Origin of the sequence: Sphingomonas sp. S2-65 (assembly GCF_021513175.1) — a bacterium.
Lineage (GTDB): Bacteria > Pseudomonadota > Alphaproteobacteria > Sphingomonadales > Sphingomonadaceae > Sphingomonas.
This window is the reverse complement of record NZ_CP090953.1, coordinates 3033686-3054078: the sequence shown is the minus strand read 5'-3', so window position 1 is coordinate 3054078 and position 20393 is coordinate 3033686. Positions and strand designations below refer to the sequence as shown.

Sequence of the window (20393 nt, the reverse complement as noted above, 5' to 3'; positions counted from 1 at the left end):
CAGCCATCGGTTCGTTAGCGCAACGATGACTCCGCCTGCGCCACAACTTGAAACGCTCCGCCCCGAAGCCGCAGCGTCGCGCCGCGTCCCCTGGCCGATCGTCGCGGCCGCCGGCTTCGCGCTCCTGCTCCTCGCCCTGCTGTGGCTCGGCCGCAGCCTGGCGCAGGGCCCCGTGTCGCTGGATCGCACGATCATGCTGGCGATGCGCGTGCCGGGGAATCCCGCGCAGCCGATCGGTCCCGCCTGGCTCCCTTCGGCGGTCCGCGACATCACTGCGCTCGGCAGCACGACCGTACTCACCCTGGTGGTGACGCTGACTGCGGTCTTCCTGCTGCTCCAGCGCCGCTTCCGCAGCGCTGCGCTCGTCGTCGCGGCCACCACGCTCGGCGCCTGGGTCATCACGCTGATCAAGGCGCTGGTCAGCCGCGCCCGCCCCGATCTCATCGACCGGCTGATGGCGGAAACCTCGCACAGCTTCCCCAGCGGCCACGCCGCCAACAGCGCGATCGTCTATCTGACCCTCGCCACCCTGCTCTTCCCCGTCGTCAGCGGCTGGCGCACCCGCGCCTATCTGCTCACCGTCGCACTAACCCTGGTGGCAGCGATCGGCATCAGCCGGCTCTACCTCGGCGTCCACTGGCCCAGCGACGTGGCGGCCGGCTGGGCGTTCGGCAGCGCCTGGGCGATGCTGTGGTGGCGCCTCGAGTTGACGCTATTCCGAAAAAAGTGAGCCGCCAAATTCACGGATCACCCCGGCCTTGTGCCGGGGTCCACCGGGCCGCAAACGGTGCGCAAGATCTTCAAGGCTTTCCCTGGCAGCACCGTGGACCCCGGCACAAGGCCGGGGTGACGATCGTGAGGTATTACCCCTGGCGCTCCGCCAGCGCCCGCTCCCACGCCAGCGCATCGGTTACGATCCCCTCGAGATCGTCATGCTTGGGCCGCCACGGCAGCGTCGCCAGGATCTTGCTGTTGTCCGCCACCAGCGCATCCGGGTCGCCCGCGCGCCGACCTTCCATGCGCCGCTCGATCGTCCGGTTGGTCACCCGGTCCACTGCGTCGAGCACCTGCAGCACTGAGAATCCGCGGCCATAGCCGCAATTCATCGTGTGGCTCTCTTGCGGCCGCGCGATCAGCAGGTCGAGCGCGTCGACATGCGCCGCGGCCAGGTCGGTGACGTGGATGTAATCGCGCACCCCGGTGCCATCCTGCGTCGCGAAGTCGGTGCCGAACACGCTGACCGCCGCGCGCTTGCCCGTCGCCGCCTCGGCCGCGATCTTGATCAGGTGCGTCGCGCCCGCGGTGGACTGGCCCGAGCGCCCCTGCGGATCGGCGCCCGCCACGTTGAAATAGCGCAGCGCGCAATAGTTCATCGCATGCGCCGCCGCGACGTCCTTGAGCATGAACTCGGTCATCAGCTTGGACATGCCATAGGGGTTGATCGGCACCTTGGCGCTGTCCTCGCGCACCGGCACGACCTCGGGAATGCCATAGGTAGCCGCGGTCGAGGAGAAGATGAAATGCTTCACCCCCTCGGCCACGGCGCTCTCGATCAGCGAGCGGCTCGCCACCGTGTTGTTGCGGTAATATTTGAGCGGATCGCTCACCGATTCCGGCACCACCACCGATCCGGCGAAGTGCATCACGGCGATGACGCCTTCGTCGCGCATCGTCTGGCGGACCACCGCCTCGTCCTCGATATTGGCGACCACCAGCTTGGCGCGCGGGTCCACTGCCCAGTCGAACCCGGTCACCAGATTGTCGACCACCACGACCTTCCAGCCCGCGTCGAGCAACGCCAGCACCGCATGGCTGCCGATATAGCCCGCGCCCCCCGTCACCAGCACCGTACCGTCGCGCATCATCGTCTCCCTCGTGTCGCGTTGCGGCATAGCCATCCGACACCTACATTCCAAACAAAGGAGATCAGTATGGCAAAGGAAATCGCGACGCTGGCCGGCGGCTGCTTCTGGTGCACCGAGGCGGTGTTCAAGGACGTGATCGGCGTCGAAACGGTGGAAAGCGGCTATATCGGCGGGACGAAGGCCAACCCGACCTACAAGGAAGTGTGCGGCGGCAACACCGGCCATGCCGAGGCGATCCGCGTGACCTTCGACACCGATCAGGTCAGCTATGGCGAGATCCTCGACATCTTCTTCGCCACGCATGACCCGACGCAGCTCAACCGCCAGGGCAACGATGTCGGCACGCAATATCGCTCGGCGGTCTTCCCGCACACGCCCGAGCAGGAAGCCGAAGTGAAGGCCGCGATCGCGCGTGCCAGCGCCGATTGGCCCGCTCCGATCGTCACCACGGTCGAGCCGCTGTCCGAATGGTACCCCGCCGAGGACTATCACCAGGAATATTGGCAGGGCGAGGGCCAGCGGAACCCCTATTGCCTGTCGGTGATCCCGCCCAAGCTGCGCAAATTGCGCAAGAGCTTCGCCGCCCGCGTCAAGGAAGGCGCTGCGGCCTGACGTTAAATCCTCCCCCGGAGGGGGAGGTGGCGCGCGTAGCGTGACGGAGGGGTATTTGCCGCAGGCGACGCCGCTTGTGGAGACTACCCCTCCACCAGCTTCGCTGGTCCCCCTCCCCCTCCGGGGGAGGATTTCAACTCACCGAGGCGCCGCCGCCCTACGCAGCCGATCGTTGATCGCCACCCCAATCCCCAACTCGGGCACCGGCGCCACTGCGATCCCGCCAATCGCCCGCGCATCCGCCCGGTGCAGCGCCGCAAACAGATTCGCCGCTGCCTCGGTCAGATCCCCGCGCAGCGACAGCGTATCGTCGCCCAGCACCACGCCAAAACCGATCAGCCACTCCCCCGCCTCCCGCTCCCGCGCATTCAACCGCAGCGGCTTCGACGGCGCATAATGGCTCTCCAGCTGCCCCGGCGCGACGACCTTCGCATTCCCCGGCGGCGCGACGCTCGGCATCCGGCCCGCACCGGGAAACAGGTCGGCATAAGACAAAGGCCCGGGTCGCAGCACGGTCCGCCCCTGCACGATCGTCGATTCCAGCCCGGCCGGCGTCGCCCCGTCGTCGATCACCAGCGGGATCCGTCCCGCGAGGCTCGCCGCCACATGCTCCGCCCGCGTCGGCGAGATCGCCCCACTGGCATTGGCGGACGGCGCCGCCAGCGGCAGTCCGCTCGCATCGAGCAGCGCCTGCATTGCGCGGTGATCGGGCACCCGCAGCGCGATCGTGTCGAGCCCCGCCGTCACCAGCGGCGATATGCCCGCCTCCGCCCGCACCGGCAGCACCAATGTCAGCGGCCCGGGCCAGAATCGCCGCGCCAGCGCGCGCGCATCCGCGTCGAGCACTGCGATCAGCTCGGCCGCCTCCAGGTCCGGCACATGCACGATCAGCGGGTTGAAGCTCGGCCGCCCCTTCGCCGCGTAAATCCCCGCCACGGCGCGCGAATCGGTCGCGTCCGCCGCCAGGCCATAGACCGTCTCGGTGGGCACCGCGACGCATCCGCCGCTGCGGATCAGCGCGGCGGCTTCGGCGATCGCGGCCTCGCCGTAGGGTAAGATGCGCGGATTTGTCGGGCTCACACCCAGCGCGCTATAGCCCCCGGCAAAGCCGTACAAGAGTAGAGAGGACAGAGATGTTCACCCCCGCCACCACCGAACAGCGTTTCGTGCTCGACCACCTCGTCCGCCTGGCCGAGATCAGCCCCGAGGCGACCGACCTGCTCGATGCCGTGCTGGAAGGCGCTGGCGAATTCGCAGCCGGCGAATGGGCGCCGCTAGAGCGCATCGGCGACACCGTCGGCGCCAAGTGGAGCGAAGACGGTGTGAGGATGCCCGAGGGCTATGCCGCCGCCTACCAGGCCTATGTCGCCAATGGCTGGGGCACGATCGGCTCGCCCACCGAACATGGCGGCCAGGGCCTGCCGGTCAGCCTCGCCGCCGCCGTGCTGGATACGCTGGGCACTGCGAACATGGGCTTCGCGCTCGCCCCAACCCTCACCGTCGGCGCGATCGAAGCGCTCGTCCATCACGGCTCGCCCGAGCAGCAGGCGCTCTATCTGCCCAGGCTGTCGACCGGCGAGTGGACCGGCACGATGAACCTCACCGAGCCGCAGGCCGGCACCGATGTCGGCGCGCTCAAGACCAAGGCCGATCCGGTCGGCGACGGCACGTACCGGATCAAGGGGATCAAGATCTTCATCTCCTTCGGCGACCACGACATGGCCGACAACATCGTCCACCTCGTCCTCGCCCGCACCCCCGGCGCGCCGACGGGCACCAAGGGCCTGTCGCTGTTCCTGGTCCCCAAGTTCCGCCTCGACGAAGACGGCACGCCCGGCGTCCCGAACGACGTCCGCGTCGTGTCGATCGAGCACAAGATGGGCCTCCACGCCTCGCCCACCTGCGTGCTGAGCTTCGGCGATCATGACGATTGCATCGGCGAGCTGATCGGCCCCGAGTTCGGCGGCATCCGCGCGATGTTCACGATGATGAACAACGCCCGCCTCAATGTCGGCCTTCAGGGGGTGCAAGTCGCCGAGCGCGCCACCCAGCGCGCCGTCGCTTATGCCCGCGATCGCATCCAGGGCGCCCGCGCCGGCACTGCCGCAGCGATCATCGAGCATCCCGACGTGCGCCGCATGCTGCTGCGGATGAAGGCGCAGACCCAGGCCGCGCGCGCCCTGGTCTATTACGCCTTTGGCCAGCTCGACCGCGGTCATGCCGGCGACGCTGCGGCCAAGGCGCTGGTCGAGCTCCTCACTCCACTGGCCAAGGCGCACGCCACCGATCTCGGCAACGAAGTCGCCAGCCTGGGGCTCCAGGTCCATGGTGGCATGGGCTATATCGAAGAGACCGGCGCCGCCCAGCACTTTCGCGACGCCCGCATCACGCCGATCTACGAAGGCACCAACGGCATCCAGGCCGCCGACCTGGTCGGCCGCAAGCTGAGCATGGACGGCGGCGCAACGCTGTTCGCGCTGCTCGATCGGATGCGTGGCGATGCCGAGGATAGCGGCCTCGCCCGCCTGATCGGCGCCTGCGACGAAGTCGCGCGCCACTTGCTCGCCTCCGAGACCGACGACCGCCTCGCCGCGAGCTATCCCTTCCTGACGATGCTGTCGGTAGCGGTCTGCGGCTGGCTCATGGAGCAAAGCGGCCGCATCGCCGCCCGCAGCGAAGGCGATCCCGCCTTCCTCAAGATGAAGCAGGTCTCGGCCCGCTTCTATGTCGAGCAGATCGTCCCCGAAGCCCTGGGCCTGAAGGCCGCGGCAATGGCCAAGTCCGACATCCTCTACGCCCTGGAGGCAAGCGCGTTCTAGAACGCGAGGCGAAGGCAGAAAGTAAGGGGTTCACGCGGAGGCGCGGAGGCGCGGAGAGAAGAAGGAATGGCCGCCGCGTAAGCGGCCTTCACCAGCCGCTCCCGAATAGCAAAGGTTCGCAAATGTCTCCCGGACGCGCCGAGTGGCGATCTCCGCGCCTCCGCGCCTCCGCGCGAACCTCTATCTTTCTTCTAAACCTTCTCGCCCACGCGCCGTCGCGTGAAACCCAACCTCACCGGAAGCTGAAGTTCACCGGCTGCACCGTCGCGGCATTCCCGTCGAACGCGCTCGCCGCATAGGGGCCGTCGCGCGTCACCCAGTGCAGGAACAGGTGCGCCGACCAGAGATTGGGATTCGGGATGGTCCGCCCGTGCCGCCGCGTCACGCCCTGGTACAGCATCGCATCGCCGGGCTGCATGGAAACGGACCGGTACGGCACCGCTCCCCAGCTATCCTCCACTGCCGGCCCGGGCTCGGCAGCCTCGCTGCCGATCTCCAGGTCCCAGGCCACGCCGTCGCTATAATCGAGCGTCAGCGACATGCTCACTTCGCACGAATAGCGGTCGCTATGCACCCGACAGACATCGCCCTCGCGATAGATGCGGAAATAATCGTAGCTCGGCAGCAGGTCGCGCCCGAGCAGCCGCGACACGATCGGCGTCAGGCCCCAGAGCAGCCCCAGCATCGGCGGATAATGATAGCCATACAGCTCGACCGCGTCGCGCTTCAGCAGGTTCGATCCCCGCGCCAGCTGGCTCAGCTGGTTCCCGCCTCGCTCGACGTCGCTTTTGAGCTGGTGCAGGAAAGCGCGGCAGACCTCCACCGGCACCAGTCCCTCGACCAGTGCATAGCCGTCGCGATCATAATCCCCGCTGGTGCGCATGCCCCACGCATAGAATCGCGGCGCAAAGGGTACAAGCGGCCGATCGGCGTTGCCCCCGCCTCAGGCGATCTCGCGCCCCAGCAGCTCGTTCACGTCCAGGCCGAGCAGCGCGATATGGTCGCGCACCCGCGGCCACATCCCGGTAAGGAACCGCTCGCGCTCGGCGGTGCGCAGCCGTTCCACCGCGCCGGGCAGCACGAACATGCCCACGCCGCGCCGCACCTCGACATGGCCGTCGTCCTGGAAACTCTGATACGCCTTCGCGACGGTCAGCGGATTGGCGCCATGCTCGGCGGCGAACGCGCGCACCGAAGGCAGCTGGTCGCCCGCGCGATACTCGCCGCGCAGGATCGCGGTCGCAATGATCGCCCGCAGCTTCAGGTACACGGGCGAGTCTTCATGTTCCAGGGCTGTCATGCCGACATAATACAGCACTCAGGCTTCAGGTCCAGCCCCACCCCGCCAATGCCGCACGATTTCAGACAGTTCGCCGCGCGGCCGCTCTTCCAGCGCGCGCTGCGGCGTTCCCAGGAAGACGAATCCGGCGATCCGCTGCGGCGCTTCCCCGAACAGGTCGCGCACTGCGTCGGAATAGGCCGCCCATCCGGTCAGCCATCCGCCGACGAACCCCATGGCGTGCGCGGCATGGAGCAGGTTCATGCACGCCGCGCCCGCGGACAGTTCCTGTTCCCACACCGGCACCTTGTGCCCCACCACCGGTGCCGACAGCACCACCACCAGTCCGGGCGCCTGCGTCGCGAACTGCGCCGCCGCCTCTTCGTCGCGCGCCGTCGCGTCCCGCTTCTCGGCGCGCAGGATCTCGACCAGCTTGAGCGCCAGCGCGGGCCGCTGTTCGTCCGGCACGATCACGAAACGCCACGGCGCCAGCTTGCCATGATCGGGGGTCCGCGCCCCGATCGCCACCATCGCCTCGATCTGATCGAGGCTCGGCCCCGGCGCCCCCATGTCGCGCGGCTTGCCCGATCGGCGGGTGCGCAGGAGCGAAAGCGGCGTGGTGGGATCGTTGAACATCCAGAACCTCTAGGCTTCGCGCCCGACAAGGCCAAGCGTCAGTGCCGTTCGCGACTCTGCGCCAGCACCCAGTTCACTACATGCGCGGCGCTGACGACCACGCTTCCGAACACCGTCGCGGCCAGTTCCGCGCTCGCGCTCTCGGCGCCGAACGCCCCCCAGCCGATCGCGCAGAGCCCGATCGCGGCCAGCCCCAGCGCCCGGATACTGCGGTGCCGGCGAAAGCCCGACAGCAGCGCCACCGAACTGGCCGGCAACGCCACCAGCGCCACCCCGCGGTGAAATCCCTCGGGCACCGCCAGCATTTGGCTCAGCGCCGGCAGCGCCGCGATGAGCAGCGGCAACGCCAGGCAATGCACCAGGCACAACAGCGACACGCTCGCCGCCGCACCATCCAGCCAACCCTGTCTGTGCAATCGTCATGTCCTCGGAAAACGCCGCTCCGCCGAAAGGCGGCCGTGGGCAAGAAGCACATGATATGTTGTATCACGCGTTGCGCTTCAAGGGCTTCGTGGGTCATCCCAAGCTTTACACCCGCGCCAATCGCTCTAGTCTGCCGCGCCATGCACCGGGCGCCCGCCTGGAAACCGACTAAACGGAGCACTCCCCCGCATGGTGGACACACCAACAGCCGACTCTCGCGCAGAGCCGGATATCACCCATATCAACCCGGCCGCCGAAGAAACCTGGTTCGGCCACCCCCGCCAGCTCGCCCGCCTGTTCACCACCGAGATGTGGGAACGCTTCGGCTATTACGGCATGCGCGCGCTGCTGACGCTCTACCTCACCAAGCATTTCGTGTTCGGCGACCGCGAAGCGACCGGCATCTATGGCGGCTTCACGGCCTTGGTCTACCTCACCCCGCTGGTCGGCGGCTATCTCGCCGACCGCTATCTCGGCTCCAAGCGCGCGGTGAAGTTCGGCGCGATCCTGATGTCGCTCGGCTATTTCACCCTGTGCTTTGGCGGCCCGGTATCCCAGCCCTTCGCCACCATCGACGGCCAGCGCTACGAAGTCGCGGTCGAGCAAGTGAACGGCGTCGAGACCCGCTATCTGGTCGACGGCGCCAGCCGCCAGCAGATCAAGGGCAATGACGATGGCAGCGTCTCGCTGCTCGAGAACGGCGCCCCCGTCCGCACCGTCGCCAAGGGCGACTTCCAGTCCGACGCCGAACGCAGCCCGTTCTACGTCGCGCTGCTGCTGATCGCGCTCTCCGCGGTGTCGGTAGGCAATGGCTTCTTCAAGCCCAACATCTCGACGATGGTCGGCGAGCTCTACCGCCAGGGCGACCGCCGCCGCGACACCGGCTTCACCATTTTCTACATGGGCATCAACATGGGATCGTTCCTGTCCCAGCTGCTGTGCCCCTGGCTTGCCGAAGCGGTCGGCTGGTGGGCGGGCTTCGGCCTCGCCGCGATCGGCATGCTGCTGTCCTGGGCGCTGATCCAGTTCGACGGCGGCAAGCTCGCCGGCTTCGGCGAGACCCCGGCCGAGGCGGTCGGCAAGTCGCCCATCTGGATCTATCTCGGCGCGGTCGCCTTCGTGCCGGTATTCTACTTCCTCTACGTCAACCTGATGCACGCTTCCGAACCGGCCCCCGGCTCGGGCATCCTGGGCTACATCGCGTCGCTGCCGGTGATGGGAAAGCTGCTGTTCGGCACCTTCCTGATCGCCGTTCCCGCCATCCTCGTCTGGTCGTTCGTCTCGGGCGACAAGCGCGAGTTCCAGATGATGCTCGCCGCGATGGTGATGATCGTCTTCAACGTCGTGTTCTGGACGCTGTTCGAACAGGCGGGCTCGTCGCTCACCCTGTTCGCCGACCGCAACACCGATCTGTCGGTGTTCGGCTGGTTCAGCATCAACGCCGGCCAGACCCAGTTCTTCAACGCCGCCTTCATCATTCTCCTAGCCCCGCTGATGAGCATGCTCTGGGGCGCGCTCGCACGGCGCGGGCTCGAGCCGTCGATCCCGGTCAAGTTCTCGATAGCGCTGGTCGGAGTCGGCGTCGGCTTCCTGGTGCTGGTCTGGGGCTCGCAATTCGCGGACTCGAACTTCAAGGTCACCTTGTGGTGGCTCGCCGGCCTCTACTTCGTCCACTCCTTCGCCGAGCTGTGCATCTCGCCGGTCGGGCTCAGCATGATCACCAAGCTGTCGATCGCCCGGATCGTCGGCATGATGATGGGCCTGTGGTTCCTGTCGATCTCGGTCGCGCAATATGTCGCCGGCATCATCGCCCAGTTCGCCAGCGTCGAGACGGTCGGCGGCCAGGTCACAAACCTCAAGGTCAGCCTGGACACCTATACCAGCGTGTTCACCACCATATCGCTGTGGGCGATCGCACTCGGCGTGGTGCTGTTCCTGCTCAGCTGGCCGCTCAAGCACTGGATGCACGGAGTGAAGTGATCCTGGCTCCAGCCTGACGCACAAAGAAAAGGGGAGCGGCAACGCTCCCCTTTTTTCGTTCGGCCATCCGGCGCATTGACCGCTCCGGACATAGACTGGAAATACCGCGGAAACATCTACTGTCCCGGCGTAAGAACAAGCAGCCAAATCTTACGCAGACCACGTGTAGTATTGATATACGCCACTAGTACGCTTTGCGAACTGATTTGGTCAATCGAGCAGCAAACCAAGCTCTATCGCACGATTTTTAGGCAGTTCCGCGTCGCGACTGTTGCAAAACTGCGACAGGTTGCGTGCTAACGCACGTTCCTGTCTTCAAGCTTACCTAAAGCGATTGCGGCGTCCCTTCATCTCCTTCTACCCATAGGTTCGTGTGTGGCCGTCCGCGGTCACATTCCAGTTTTCTTTAAAAGGGGTAACAAGATGAAGACCCAGATTCGAAGCGTCCTGCTCGCGAGCACGCTTCTCACGATCGCCGCGCCTGCATGGGCTCAGACCAACCCGGCAGCCGAGTGCGTGCCGGACGAGACGACCAACTGCGATCAGGCAGAAGACAATGGCGAAGTGCTGGTCACCGGCTCGCGCATCGCGCGTCCGGAAGTCGACTCCCCGGTTCCCGTGACCGTCATCGACCGCACCCAGATCCTTCAGGACGGCGCGGCCAACGTGTCGGACTTCATCAACGAACTGCCGCAGGTCGGCATCGGCTCGACCCGTACCAACACCAACTTCCTGACCTCCGGCACCGGCATTGCCACCGTCAACCTGCGCGCGCTGGGCAGCAGCCGCACGCTGACCCTGGTCAATGGCCGCCGCTTCATCGGCGGTTTCGCGGGCGACTCGTCGGTCGATCTGAACAACATCCCGATCGACATGATCGAGCGTACCGAAATCATCACCGGCGGTTCGTCCGCGGTGTACGGTTCGGACGCCATCGCCGGCGTGCTGAACTTCATTCTGGCGCGATCATCGGCTTCCGAAGGGCCTCCAGTTCGGCGCGCGCCACAGGGCACCTATGCGCCCCAGGGCCAGTACCAGCTGGTGAGCGACACTGGCGTTGCGCGCCCGATCCTCGCCGGCGGCAGCAGCACCTTCTCGTTCAACCCGGACAACAGCCTGGCGATCATTCCTCGCCTGGGCACGCCTGGCTATGGCTTCAACCGCAACGGTTCGCGCTACATCGCCACGCCGCTCGAGCGCTACCTCGTCAACGGCGTCTTCAACTATGACGTCGCAGACGGCATGAAGGTTTATGCGGAAGGCACCTATGCCCGCGTTGGCGCGACGTCGCGTATCGAGGCTTACCCGCTCGATCTGCTGAACGACATCTACTTCCGCGACGTCGATCCGTACGGCATTCCGATCACCAACGCGTTCATCCCCGCACCGATCGCGGCTGCAATCGCTGCAGCGAACTCGGACGGGGATCCCAACAATGACGTAGCTTCGATCGGCGGCCGCCGTCGCCAGAACGACGTGTTCAACCGCAGCAATCAGGTACAGCGCGACACCTGGCGGGCGGTCCTTGGCGTCCGCGGCGACCTGGGTTCGAACATCAACTACGATGTCAGCTACGTCTACGGCCACGTGAAGGACTTCAACGCCAGCGAGGACATCGACAACAACCGCTATCGCAATGCGCTCGACGCGCTTCGCGTCGGCCCGGGCAACGTCGTCGGCGTCGACATCGTCTGCCGTGACGTCGCCGCCCGCGCGGATGGTTGTATCCCGATCAACCTGTTCGGGTTCAACACCGCGGATCCGCGCGCTTCCGCCTACGTCCAGGCGGTCGTACCGAAGTCGGAGACGATCACCAACGAGCAGCACGTCTTCACGGCGTCGGTCTCTTCTTCGTCGCTGTTCGATCTGTGGGGCGCCGGCGGCGTCGGCGCGGCGGTCGGTGTCGAGTATCGCTATGACTCGACCTTCGACGATCTCGACGTTCTGACCAACACCGGCGGCAACTCGGGCAACCAGATCCCCGATCTTCGCGGCAATCAGGACGTGTACGAAGTGTTCGGCGAGCTGAACGTACCGCTCATCTCGAACAAGGGCGGTTTCGAATATCTCGGCCTCACCGGCGCGGCGCGCTATTCCGACTATTCGACCATCGGATCGGTGTTCAGCTGGAACGCCGGTGCCGAATGGGAGCCGGTGCAGGGTGTCCGCTTCCGCGGCCGCTACGCCGTTTCCAACCGTGCGCCGAACAACTCCGAGCTGTTCAGCGCCCCGTCCGAGACGTTCGCTGCGGTCACCGATCCCTGCGACGGCATCACTGCAACGTCGACGGGCGAAACCGACGCGGCCTGCCGCGCCATCCCGGGCATCGCGAACTTCTTCGCAGCCAATCCGGGCGGCACGTTCCAGTACACGCTGGCCGACACGCAGGGCGTAAACGGCTTCACGGGCGGTAATCAAAATCTCCAGGAGGAAACCGCCAGGACGATCACTGCCGGCGTGGTCCTGACGCCGCGCGCGCTGCGCGGCTTCTCGTTCTCGGTCGATTACTACGACATCAAGATCGACGACGCGATCAACTCGGTGGGCCGCAGCTACACGGTCGAGCAGTGCCTGCTCACCAACACCCCGGTATATTGCGACAACGTGATCCGCTTCCCCACCGGCATCCTGCAGACGGTGAACTCGCAGCTGATCAACATCGCAGGGTATCAGTCGCGCGGCTTCGATGCGCAGCTGCGCTATGCCACGCCGCTTGGCCTGGCCGGCGATGACCAGCTGTCGCTGAACATCAACTACACCTACGTTCTGGACTTCAAGACGCAGAGCGATCCCTCTTCGGAGCCGGTGGAGAATGCCGGCACCTTCGGCGCCGCCTATTCGACGCACCGCGCTTCGGCACGGGCTACCTATGGGTTCGCAGGGGCCGCGATCAGCTGGCAGACGACGTTCCTGAGCGGCGGTCCGTACCTGCGCGACACGTTCATCAGCAACGATCCTGAGGTCGTGGCTCTGAACGACATCAAGGACTACTGGCTGCACAACGTCCAGCTGTCGCAGAATGTCGGCGAGGACTTCACCTTCTACCTGAACGTGGACAACGTCTTCGACACCAAGCCGCAGTACCTGCCGGGCACGCCTTTCGGCACCCCGACCGGGCTCGAGACCACTGACAACTTCGACGTGTTCGGTCGCCGCTTCACCGCCGGCTTCCGCGCCAAGTTCTAAGCGTCAAAGACCCGGAAGGGAGCAGGGCAGCCGCCCTGCTCCCTTTCTTATGTCCGGATCCGAACCCGGCACGGGGCCGATCCCGGGCACGCAAAAGAAAAGGGGGAGCGGCGACGCTCCCCCTTTTCTCTTGTGCCTTGGTCACCCCGGCCGTGAGCCGGGTCCGCTGCCTCTCACCGATAGAATAAGAAGCGGGATCCGGCCCAAGGCCGGGTAACGGATATTCCTGCGACCTGCGGCATTGCCGCCCGGCCGCACAGCTTCAGGCGGCGAGCGGAAGCTCGATGGCCTGCTTGGCAGCAGCCCGCACCGGCAACGTGGCAACGGTGGCGCGCGCCTGGCGCTCGGCGGAAACCTGGCGGCGATACTGGAAATAGATCGACAGAAGAGAGAACATCGGAAAACCTCGCACAGCAGCATTGTTGCACCGCAACATCATAGATGTATCTGGCGAGGGGGTGCGGTTGTTGCAATTGCAATCATCGCCGGGGCCGGTTGCAGCAAATGACACCGTTGTCTGCCCCGCCATGATCCTCCCCTGCAAGGGGAGGTGGCAGCGCGAAGCGCTGACGGAGGGGTTTCCCGCTCACGAGGAAGCCACCGCCATAACCGCGACATCGCGAGAATGAAAAGGAAAGCGCCAGCTGAGGCAGGACCCCAGCTGGCGCTAAAATCACCCTGGCCCCTCCAATAAGGGGAGGGAACGCGGATCAGAAGCCGTAGCTCAGCCGGGCGTACCCGAACCGGCCCGGGATGTCGTAGGTGGTCGGATCATAGTTGTTCAGGCTGCACGAGACGCAGGCCGGCGGATCCTTGTCGAACAGGTTGTTCACGCCCAGGCTCAGCCCGAAGCGCTCGCCCATCCAGCTTGGCCGGAACGTCGCCTGCACATCGGCATAGAAGCGGCTGTCGAGCGACCTGCCGTTCTGACCCTCGATCACATTGTCGATATAGCGCCCGGTAAAGGCCATCGCCACGGGGCCGATATCCCAGTCGAGCGTCGCCTGGCCCTTGAAGTGGGGATAGGCTTGATCCGGGCTACCGCGCTCGGTGCCGGTATAGTCGGTGCTGGTGAACCCGTCGGTCGCCGGCACCGTCTCCTCGTACTTCAGCAGATAGTTGCCGCTGACCGACAGCCCGAAGGTGCCGGCTCCCGACTGGCGGGTGCGCAGGTTCAGAGTCGCGTCGACGCCGCGGGTGCGGATGCCGCCGGTGTTGAGCAGCACGCCGTTGATCGCCGAGATGAAGCCGGCTGGCGTCCGCTCCACCGCCGCACAGGACAGCGCGTCGCCGTCCTGGGCGCAGCGGCCGAGCAGCACTTCGGCCGGGATCGACTGGATCGCGCCGTCGACCTTGATGTCGTAGTAATTGACTTCGAGGCTCAGCGCGCTGGCGAAGCCGCCGCGTGCCCAGGCCGGGCTGTATACCCCGCCGAACACCCAGGTCTTGGCGGTCTCCGGCTTCACGTCGGCATTGCCGCCAGTCAGCACGCTGATCTGGCCGCCTTGCGGTTCGACATAGCTGCCGCTCGCCGGCACGCCGTTGGCGATGCAGTTGGCGCGCACGGTGGCGTTGCTCTGGAACAGCCCGCCCGCCGCGCTGGTGCACGGATCGTCCAGCGTCTGGTCGAAGCGCGACTGCGCCCCGAACAGCTCGCCGATCGAGGGTGCGCGGAAGCTCTCGGCATATTGCGCGCGCAGCAGCAGGTCGTCGACCGGCTTCCACAGCGCCCCGCCCGACAACGTCGTGTTGCCGCCCGCGGTGGAGAAGTCCGAATGCCGCACCGCGCCGTTCAGCTCCACCAGCCGCAGCAGCGGCACGTCGCGGATCAGCGGCAGGCGAAGCTCGCCATAGACTTCGTCCACGTCGAACGATCCGCGTGCCGCCTGCGCCGGGATGTCCGCGCCCAGCCCCGCCTGGATGATCGGATCGGGCGTGAAGCTGCCCTGCTGGTAGCGATGCTCATATCCCAGCGCGACGCCGACCGGCCCGCCCGGCAAGTCGAACAGCTCGCCCGACACGTTGAAGGTATAGTCCTGCAGCTCCTGCGAGCTGCGCGACTTCTCGTCGAACGTCACGAACGCCAGCATCGCCGGGGTGATCGAGCCCTGCCCGCCGAAGATGTTGAACGGCACGCACGCCCCGGTGCACTGCGCGACCGGACCCAGCGCCTGCGCCAGCCGCGCCGCGTTGAGGTTACCGGTGAACAGCTGGTGCGCGTCGTTGACGCCGAACACCGCGTTCGCGTCGTAATACCAGTTGCGCCCGAACAGATCGAACTTGCCGTCGATCGTGCCGGTCACGCTCAGCGTGTCGACGCTCTGATTGTAGGTCCGCTGCCCCGCCTCGACCAGCCGCCGCCCGATCAGCGAATAGGTCGCCGGCTGGCCATTGGCCCCCGAGTTCAGCGTGATCCCGAACGGATTGAACGGATTGCTCACGTCCACCGAGATTGTGTCGAGCAGATTGCCGTTGCCGGCGTCCGGACCGATGTTGAGCGGCAGGAACGCGGCCTGGTTCTGCGACTCACGGTGCGCCCAGCTCGCCTTGAGCCGCACGTTGAACGCCTCGGAGAACTCCGCGCGCGCGTTCAGGAACCCGCCATAGCGCTCGTTCGGCGTCAGGAAGTAGTTGTACGGCGCGAAGTTGAAGCGGTCGGCGTCGGTGAAGCGGCGGAAGTCGCCGCCCACCAGCGTCGGGTCATACACGCCGCGGCCGGTAAGCGGCGCGTTGCGCACCGTGATCACACCGCCGCCGGGCAGCGACGGGTTTCCGGGATTGAACAGGATGCGGCCATTCACTGCCGCGCCCGAGCATCCGCCGGGCGGCTGGGTGCAGGCCGTCTGGCCGGGATTGACGAATTGCGAGATCTCGCGGTCGCTCGCGCGCACCGAATCCTGCTTGGTGTAGAAGCCGCCGATGTCGAGATGCACCCGGTCGTTGCCGCCGCCCCAGCTCAGCTGATAGTTCTGGGTGTCGCCGTCATGCTCGCTCAGATATTGGCCATATTGCGCGGTGGCGCGAAAGCCCTGCTGGTTCGATCGGGTGATGATGTTGACCACGCCGCCGATCGCGTCCGACCCGTATAGCGCCGAGGCCGCCGACTGCAGCACTTCCACCCGCTGGATCATCACGTCGGGGATCGAGTTCAAGTCGACCGTGCCCGGGATGCCGCTGGCGCTGGCGCCGTTGACGTAGCGCAGCCCATCGACCAGCACGAGCGTCCGCTTGGCGCCCAGATAGCGCAGGTCGATCGCCGCCGATCCCGCGCCGACACCGCCGCCGTCGGGCGGATTGCCGAAATTGCCCGAATTGTTGAACTTTGAATTGAGCCCGCCCGACGAGGCCGGGATCCGCTGCAGCACGTCCGCGATCGACGATAGCCCGGTCTTCTGGATCGCCGCTTCGTCCACCACGGTTACCGGCGAAGGATTGTCGAGCGGATCGCGCCGGATGCGCGAGCCGGTGATCACGACATCTTCCGGGTTCTCGGCCGCCGCGTCCTGCGGCAACGCCTCGGGCGCGGCCTGCGCGAACGCGCTGAGCGGAAGCGCCAGCGCCGAGATCGCCAGGGCGAGAACGCTGGCGCGTGCTGTGACGGAGGATCGTTTCATCATGTCCCTCGGGTTGTGGTGCTGCATCGCAGCAGGACATCATGCTGCGGCGAAAGCACACATTCAGCAACATGAAGAATGCCGAGCCAGGCTGCGCGCGACCTTTATTATAACATTTGTGTCATAACGGCCACATCCGCGAGCGCGTCGTATCCCGCCAAAAGAAAACGACCGCCCCCATGCAAGAGCATCGCTCCCGCACGCGAACGGTCGTCTGAAGTCTTGCCCGGGCGCCGCCCCGCTTCGCAGCGGCGGGCGGCAGGGCCGCGTCCCGGGACAGCTGCCCCGAGACGCGTGCTTGCGGTTACAGCCGGATCGAAACACCCGCGACGAGCTGACGGCCGAGCAGGTCGTAGCCCATGATCGTGTTGCCGCGCAGCAACCCGATCTGCGCGCGGCTGTCCGGCACCAGCGGCGGATCGCGGTCGAAGATGTTGTTCATGGCAAGCCGGAACGTCATCTGCTTGTTCACGTCGAACGACAGCGCGATGTCGAACCAGTCATACGCCTTGATGCCCGGATAGTCCGGACGCTCTGCGCTCGGGTCCTGCGCCGGAATGCCGGTGTCGGCCGGTGCGTAGAAGGTCAGCGGCATGGCGCTGCGGTGACGCCAGTTCAGCGACACGCTGGCGATCCGGTCGGCGGAGGTCCAGGTGGTGCGGAACTGGTGTTGCCAGGTGGGCATGCTCTCGCCACAGCCGCTGCCCCAGTAACCGGTGCAGTCGCGCGCTTCGACGGTCGGTGCGCCCTGGTTGCCGACGAGCGTCATCAGCGTGCCGTTGAAGCTCATGTCGAGCCGGCCGACGTCGCCCAGGCCGACATTATACTGGCCCTGGAAATCCCAGCCATGCGACTGCGACTTGTAGCCGTTGACCGAACCACGCGAGACCCAGCCGCTCGACGGATTGGAAGCCGGCGAGCTCGACAGCGTGCCATTCGGCGCACGGACGATGCCGCGGCAGAAATAGTCGTTGCCGGTGGCAAGGCACTCGTTGATCCAGTCGTTCGGGTTGAGGAACGTCAGCTGGTCCTCCAGATCGATCAGCCAGCGGTCCACCGAGACGGTCAGGCCGGGGATGAAGCGCGGACGCAGCACCACGCCGAAAGTTGTGGTGAACGCGCTTTCCGGCGCCAGGCCGAAACCGCCTTCGCGCACCGTGCAGCGGTCGTCCGGGCAGATCAGCGTCGCGCTGCCATATAGGGCGTCCGGCAGTCCGGTGTTGCGGCACTGCGCGAGCGACGCGGAAGGCGCGATACGCGGGCCGCCCGGGTTGGCCGGGTTGATCCGCGGGGCGCAGGGATCGGCATAGAAGCCTTGGTTGAAGAACACGTTGCCCGCATCGGCCGCCGCGCCGACACCCGGTGCCGCCTGCGACTTGTTGTACGATCCGCGGAACGTGATGTCCGGAACCGGCGACCAGATGCCTTCCACCTTCCAGGTGTCGAACTTGCCTTCGAGCTGGTTGTACTTCGACACGCGATAGCCGGCGTTCAGCTGGAGCAGCTTGGTCCAGGACTGGTTCTCGACCAGCGGTGCCTGGATTTCGATGTTCGATTCCAGGATGTTCTGCGTGACGCGGCGATTTTCCCCACCAGTGTTCTGCTGGTAGATTTCGTTGACGATCGTCCGCTCCATCTCGTCGCGGTATTCGGCGCCCAGCGCGATCGCGAGGCCCTGCTCGGCGAATGGCGACGTGATGCCGTACTTGCCCAGATCGCCGCTGATCGTGCCGACGAACTGCAGCAGGCGCGGAATACGCGTGCTGATGCCGCCGGTCTCGCCACCGTTGCCGCCGAACAGATAGTTGTTGAGCGCCGCGTCCTGGTTGAAGGGGCGGAAGGCATTGAACGGCACGCAGTTCGGATCGGTGCCGTTGATCACCGAACGGCAGGTCGGGGTGCCGTTGACGTTGACCACGTCGAGCGAGCGATTGACGTTCTCGAAGCGCGCGAACGGCACGTCGATCGTGTCGAGCTGCGCCCGCGAGACCATGCCGGCAACATCATAGGTCCAGGCGTCGCCGAAGCCCTTGCCACGCAGGCCGGCGACGATGCGGTAGCCCTCGTTGGTGAACTTCTGCTCCACCAGCGGCAGACCGTCGAAGCGGTAGCGCACATCCAGGTTCGCGTACTGGCCTGCCCGGCCAGCGTTCGCGCCGCACAGCGTCTGTGCCTGCGATGGCGAGAGGAACGGGTTGTCGCAGTTTACCCGGAACGGATCCGAGCCATAGGCGGTGTACGAGTAGTTGCGGTTGAGCTGCGTGTTGTACGACTTGTCGCGATAATAGAGCCCGGTGAGGTAGAACTCGACATCATCGGCGACCTGCGCGGTGATGAAGCCACCGGCGTTGATGCGGTCGAACGGCCGCTGGAACGCCCAATCGTCATACGGGTTGGCCGATGCGGCGGCCGGCCCGCTGTTGATCGGAATGAAGGTGCCGTCGCCATTGGGGTTGTTGACCAGCGTCGGGCCGCCCTGCGGGATGATCGTGCCGGCCGGCGTGTAGCTGGCGCGCGAGCACGACAGCACTGCGGTGCTCGTCGGCTGCACCACTTCGCACTGGGAGTAGGAACGGTCGCGCAGGCGCACCAGGTCCGACTTGCGGTAGTTGACGAAGCCGCTGATGTTGACCTTGTCGTCGAACAGGTTGACGCCCGCCGCCAGGCTGACATCGGCACGGCCGCCGTCATTGGTCATGCCGGTCGACGAGTTGAAGCCGGCCCGGCGAACCGCGTCGGTGACGTCGCCGGCACGGTTCTCGTGGTTGAAGAAGCTGTAGTTGCCGTCGATGCGGACGCCTTCGAAGTTCTTCTTCAGCACGAAGTTGACGACGCCGGACACGGCGTCGGAACCATAGACCGACGATGCGCCGCCGGTCAGCACGTCGATGCGGTCGACCAGCGCGGTGGGGATGATGCCCACGTCGACGGTGTTGGGCAGGCCGACGCGCAGCCCATCGATCAGCGTCAGCGTGCGCTCATAGCCCAGGCTGCGCAGCTTGATGCGCTGGCGCCCTTCGGAGTCGCTGAAATTCTGCTCGGAATTGACCTGCACCTGCGGCAGGCGGTTGAGCACTTCCTCGATCGTCGTCGCGCCCTGCGCGGCGATCTCGGCCGAGGTGGTGGTCACGATCGGCGCGGCCGACCGGTTGTTCGGGCGCTGGATGCGCGTACCCGTGACGATCACGTCGTTGCTCTCGCCCGCTTCGCGAACGTCGGCACGGTCCGAATCGGCGGCCAGCTTGGCGGACGCTACCGGATCGCCGATCGGCGCGGATGCGCCCTGGCTATCGGTGGTATCCTGCGCATAGGCAGGCAACGCAACCAATGCAGCCACACAACAACTCGTGGCCAGCAGTCCCTTGAACAGCATTATTATACCCTTTCGCTCCCTGCCGCGCCGAATGGAGATAGCCTGGCGCCGCTGCTTCCCCAGCCTGCGCCCCCCAGCATCCGCGCGACGGGCTGTTTGCCCTTTCCCGCGATCTGCTCTTCCCTTCAACGTCGGTACAGGGATGCTGTCACAGAGGACTGATCCGAACAATACCAATTCCGCAAATTGGTTTACGAACTTCGGATACCTGTGCCCTGAAAACTTCACTTTGCACGAACTCGAGGCTGATAACCTCACCGGCGTCCTGCCGACAACGTTGACGGTACTTAGTATCCGGCACCGGCACTGGAGCAGGGCAGACCGGATCGCCCTGGATTCTTCGGGGGTTCCTGCGGCTGCAAAGCCGGGACATGTCTCGCGCGCCGGTCCCGCCGCAAAACGCTTGGATGCGAAGCCGCCTTCCTGTTCAGCCTGCCTCGGCGAACGACAGGACGCGCCGCACGCGGTGGCGGCGCGAGAACCACAGCGAGCCGGTGCCACTGGGTGGCGGTCCGAAGCGCACCCGCGACCATACCAGTTCGGCTACGGCCCCTTCCCGGTGGCTCGAAACGAAAATCGCCCCGGCATTGCTGCCGAGGCGACTTC

General features: G+C 65.9%; 14 protein-coding genes. 5 read left to right on the top strand and 9 right to left on the bottom strand.

Going from position 1 to position 20393, the window contains the following annotated elements:
• The first annotated feature begins 25 nt into the window (after positions 1-25).
• Entirely contained in the window at positions 26-730 is a 705-nt protein-coding gene (locus LZ586_RS14370) for a phosphatase PAP2 family protein (RefSeq protein WP_235076964.1), read from the top strand.
• A 133-nt stretch (positions 731-863) separates the two neighbouring features.
• Here the strand turns inward: LZ586_RS14370 and galE are convergent, their stop codons facing one another.
• Positions 864-1862: a UDP-glucose 4-epimerase GalE gene (galE, locus tag LZ586_RS14365; protein WP_235079822.1), complete on the bottom strand. Its 999-nt coding sequence runs from the start codon at positions 1860-1862 to the stop codon at positions 864-866.
• A gap of 69 nt (positions 1863-1931) precedes the next feature.
• On the opposite strand from galE, the gene msrA reads away from it, so the two are divergent.
• Positions 1932-2477, top strand: a complete 546-nt coding sequence (msrA, locus tag LZ586_RS14360; RefSeq protein WP_235076963.1) for a peptide-methionine (S)-S-oxide reductase MsrA — start codon at positions 1932-1934, stop codon at positions 2475-2477.
• A 138-nt stretch (positions 2478-2615) separates the two neighbouring features.
• Here msrA and LZ586_RS14355 read toward each other — a convergent pair whose 3' ends face one another.
• Entirely contained in the window at positions 2616-3563 is a 948-nt protein-coding gene (locus LZ586_RS14355; RefSeq protein ID WP_413777345.1) for an L-threonylcarbamoyladenylate synthase, read from the bottom strand.
• Positions 3564-3610: 47 nt separating this feature from the next.
• On the opposite strand from LZ586_RS14355, the gene LZ586_RS14350 reads away from it, so the two are divergent.
• On the top strand, positions 3611-5296 hold the full coding sequence (locus LZ586_RS14350) for an acyl-CoA dehydrogenase (RefSeq protein WP_235076961.1): 1686 nt from the start codon (positions 3611-3613) through the stop codon (positions 5294-5296).
• Between the two features lie 232 nt (positions 5297-5528).
• On the opposite strand, the gene LZ586_RS14345 is transcribed toward LZ586_RS14350, so the two are convergent.
• Genes LZ586_RS14345 through LZ586_RS14330 form a run of 4 tightly spaced genes read right to left on the bottom strand, consistent with a single transcriptional unit; the run spans position 5529 to position 7627 of the window.
• On the bottom strand, positions 5529-6179 hold the full coding sequence (locus LZ586_RS14345) for a hypothetical protein (protein WP_235076960.1): 651 nt from the start codon (positions 6177-6179) through the stop codon (positions 5529-5531).
• Between the two features lie 60 nt (positions 6180-6239).
• A complete protein-coding gene (locus LZ586_RS14340) occupies positions 6240-6596 on the bottom strand; it encodes a GntR family transcriptional regulator (RefSeq protein ID WP_235076959.1) in 357 nt (118 codons plus the stop codon).
• An 18-nt stretch (positions 6597-6614) separates the two neighbouring features.
• Positions 6615-7211, bottom strand: a complete 597-nt coding sequence (locus tag LZ586_RS14335; RefSeq protein ID WP_235076958.1) for a nitroreductase — start codon at positions 7209-7211, stop codon at positions 6615-6617.
• 38 nt (positions 7212-7249) lie between these two features.
• Positions 7250-7627, bottom strand: coding sequence for a MerC domain-containing protein (locus tag LZ586_RS14330; RefSeq protein WP_235076957.1), 378 nt, complete (start codon positions 7625-7627; stop codon positions 7250-7252).
• Between the two features lie 196 nt (positions 7628-7823).
• Between LZ586_RS14330 and LZ586_RS14325 the strand changes: the two genes are divergently transcribed.
• Both LZ586_RS14325 and LZ586_RS14320 read left to right on the top strand, forming a co-directional pair.
• Complete coding sequence (locus tag LZ586_RS14325) at positions 7824-9614, top strand: peptide MFS transporter (protein WP_235076956.1); 1791 nt, start codon at positions 7824-7826, stop codon at positions 9612-9614.
• 423 nt (positions 9615-10037) lie between these two features.
• A complete protein-coding gene (locus tag LZ586_RS14320) occupies positions 10038-12800 on the top strand; it encodes a TonB-dependent receptor plug domain-containing protein (RefSeq protein ID WP_235076955.1) in 2763 nt (920 codons plus the stop codon).
• 262 nt (positions 12801-13062) lie between these two features.
• Here the strand turns inward: LZ586_RS14320 and LZ586_RS18175 are convergent, their stop codons facing one another.
• From LZ586_RS18175 to LZ586_RS14310, 3 genes are all read right to left on the bottom strand, one after another.
• Positions 13063-13197, bottom strand: a complete 135-nt coding sequence (locus LZ586_RS18175; protein ID WP_261346008.1) for a hypothetical protein — start codon at positions 13195-13197, stop codon at positions 13063-13065.
• Positions 13198-13510: 313 nt separating this feature from the next.
• On the bottom strand, positions 13511-16417 hold the full coding sequence (locus LZ586_RS14315; RefSeq protein WP_235076954.1) for a TonB-dependent receptor domain-containing protein: 2907 nt from the start codon (positions 16415-16417) through the stop codon (positions 13511-13513).
• Positions 16418-16718: 301 nt separating this feature from the next.
• Complete coding sequence (locus LZ586_RS14310) at positions 16719-19751, bottom strand: TonB-dependent receptor plug domain-containing protein (RefSeq protein WP_235076953.1); 3033 nt, start codon at positions 19749-19751, stop codon at positions 16719-16721.
• Positions 19752-20393: the final 642 nt, after the last annotated feature.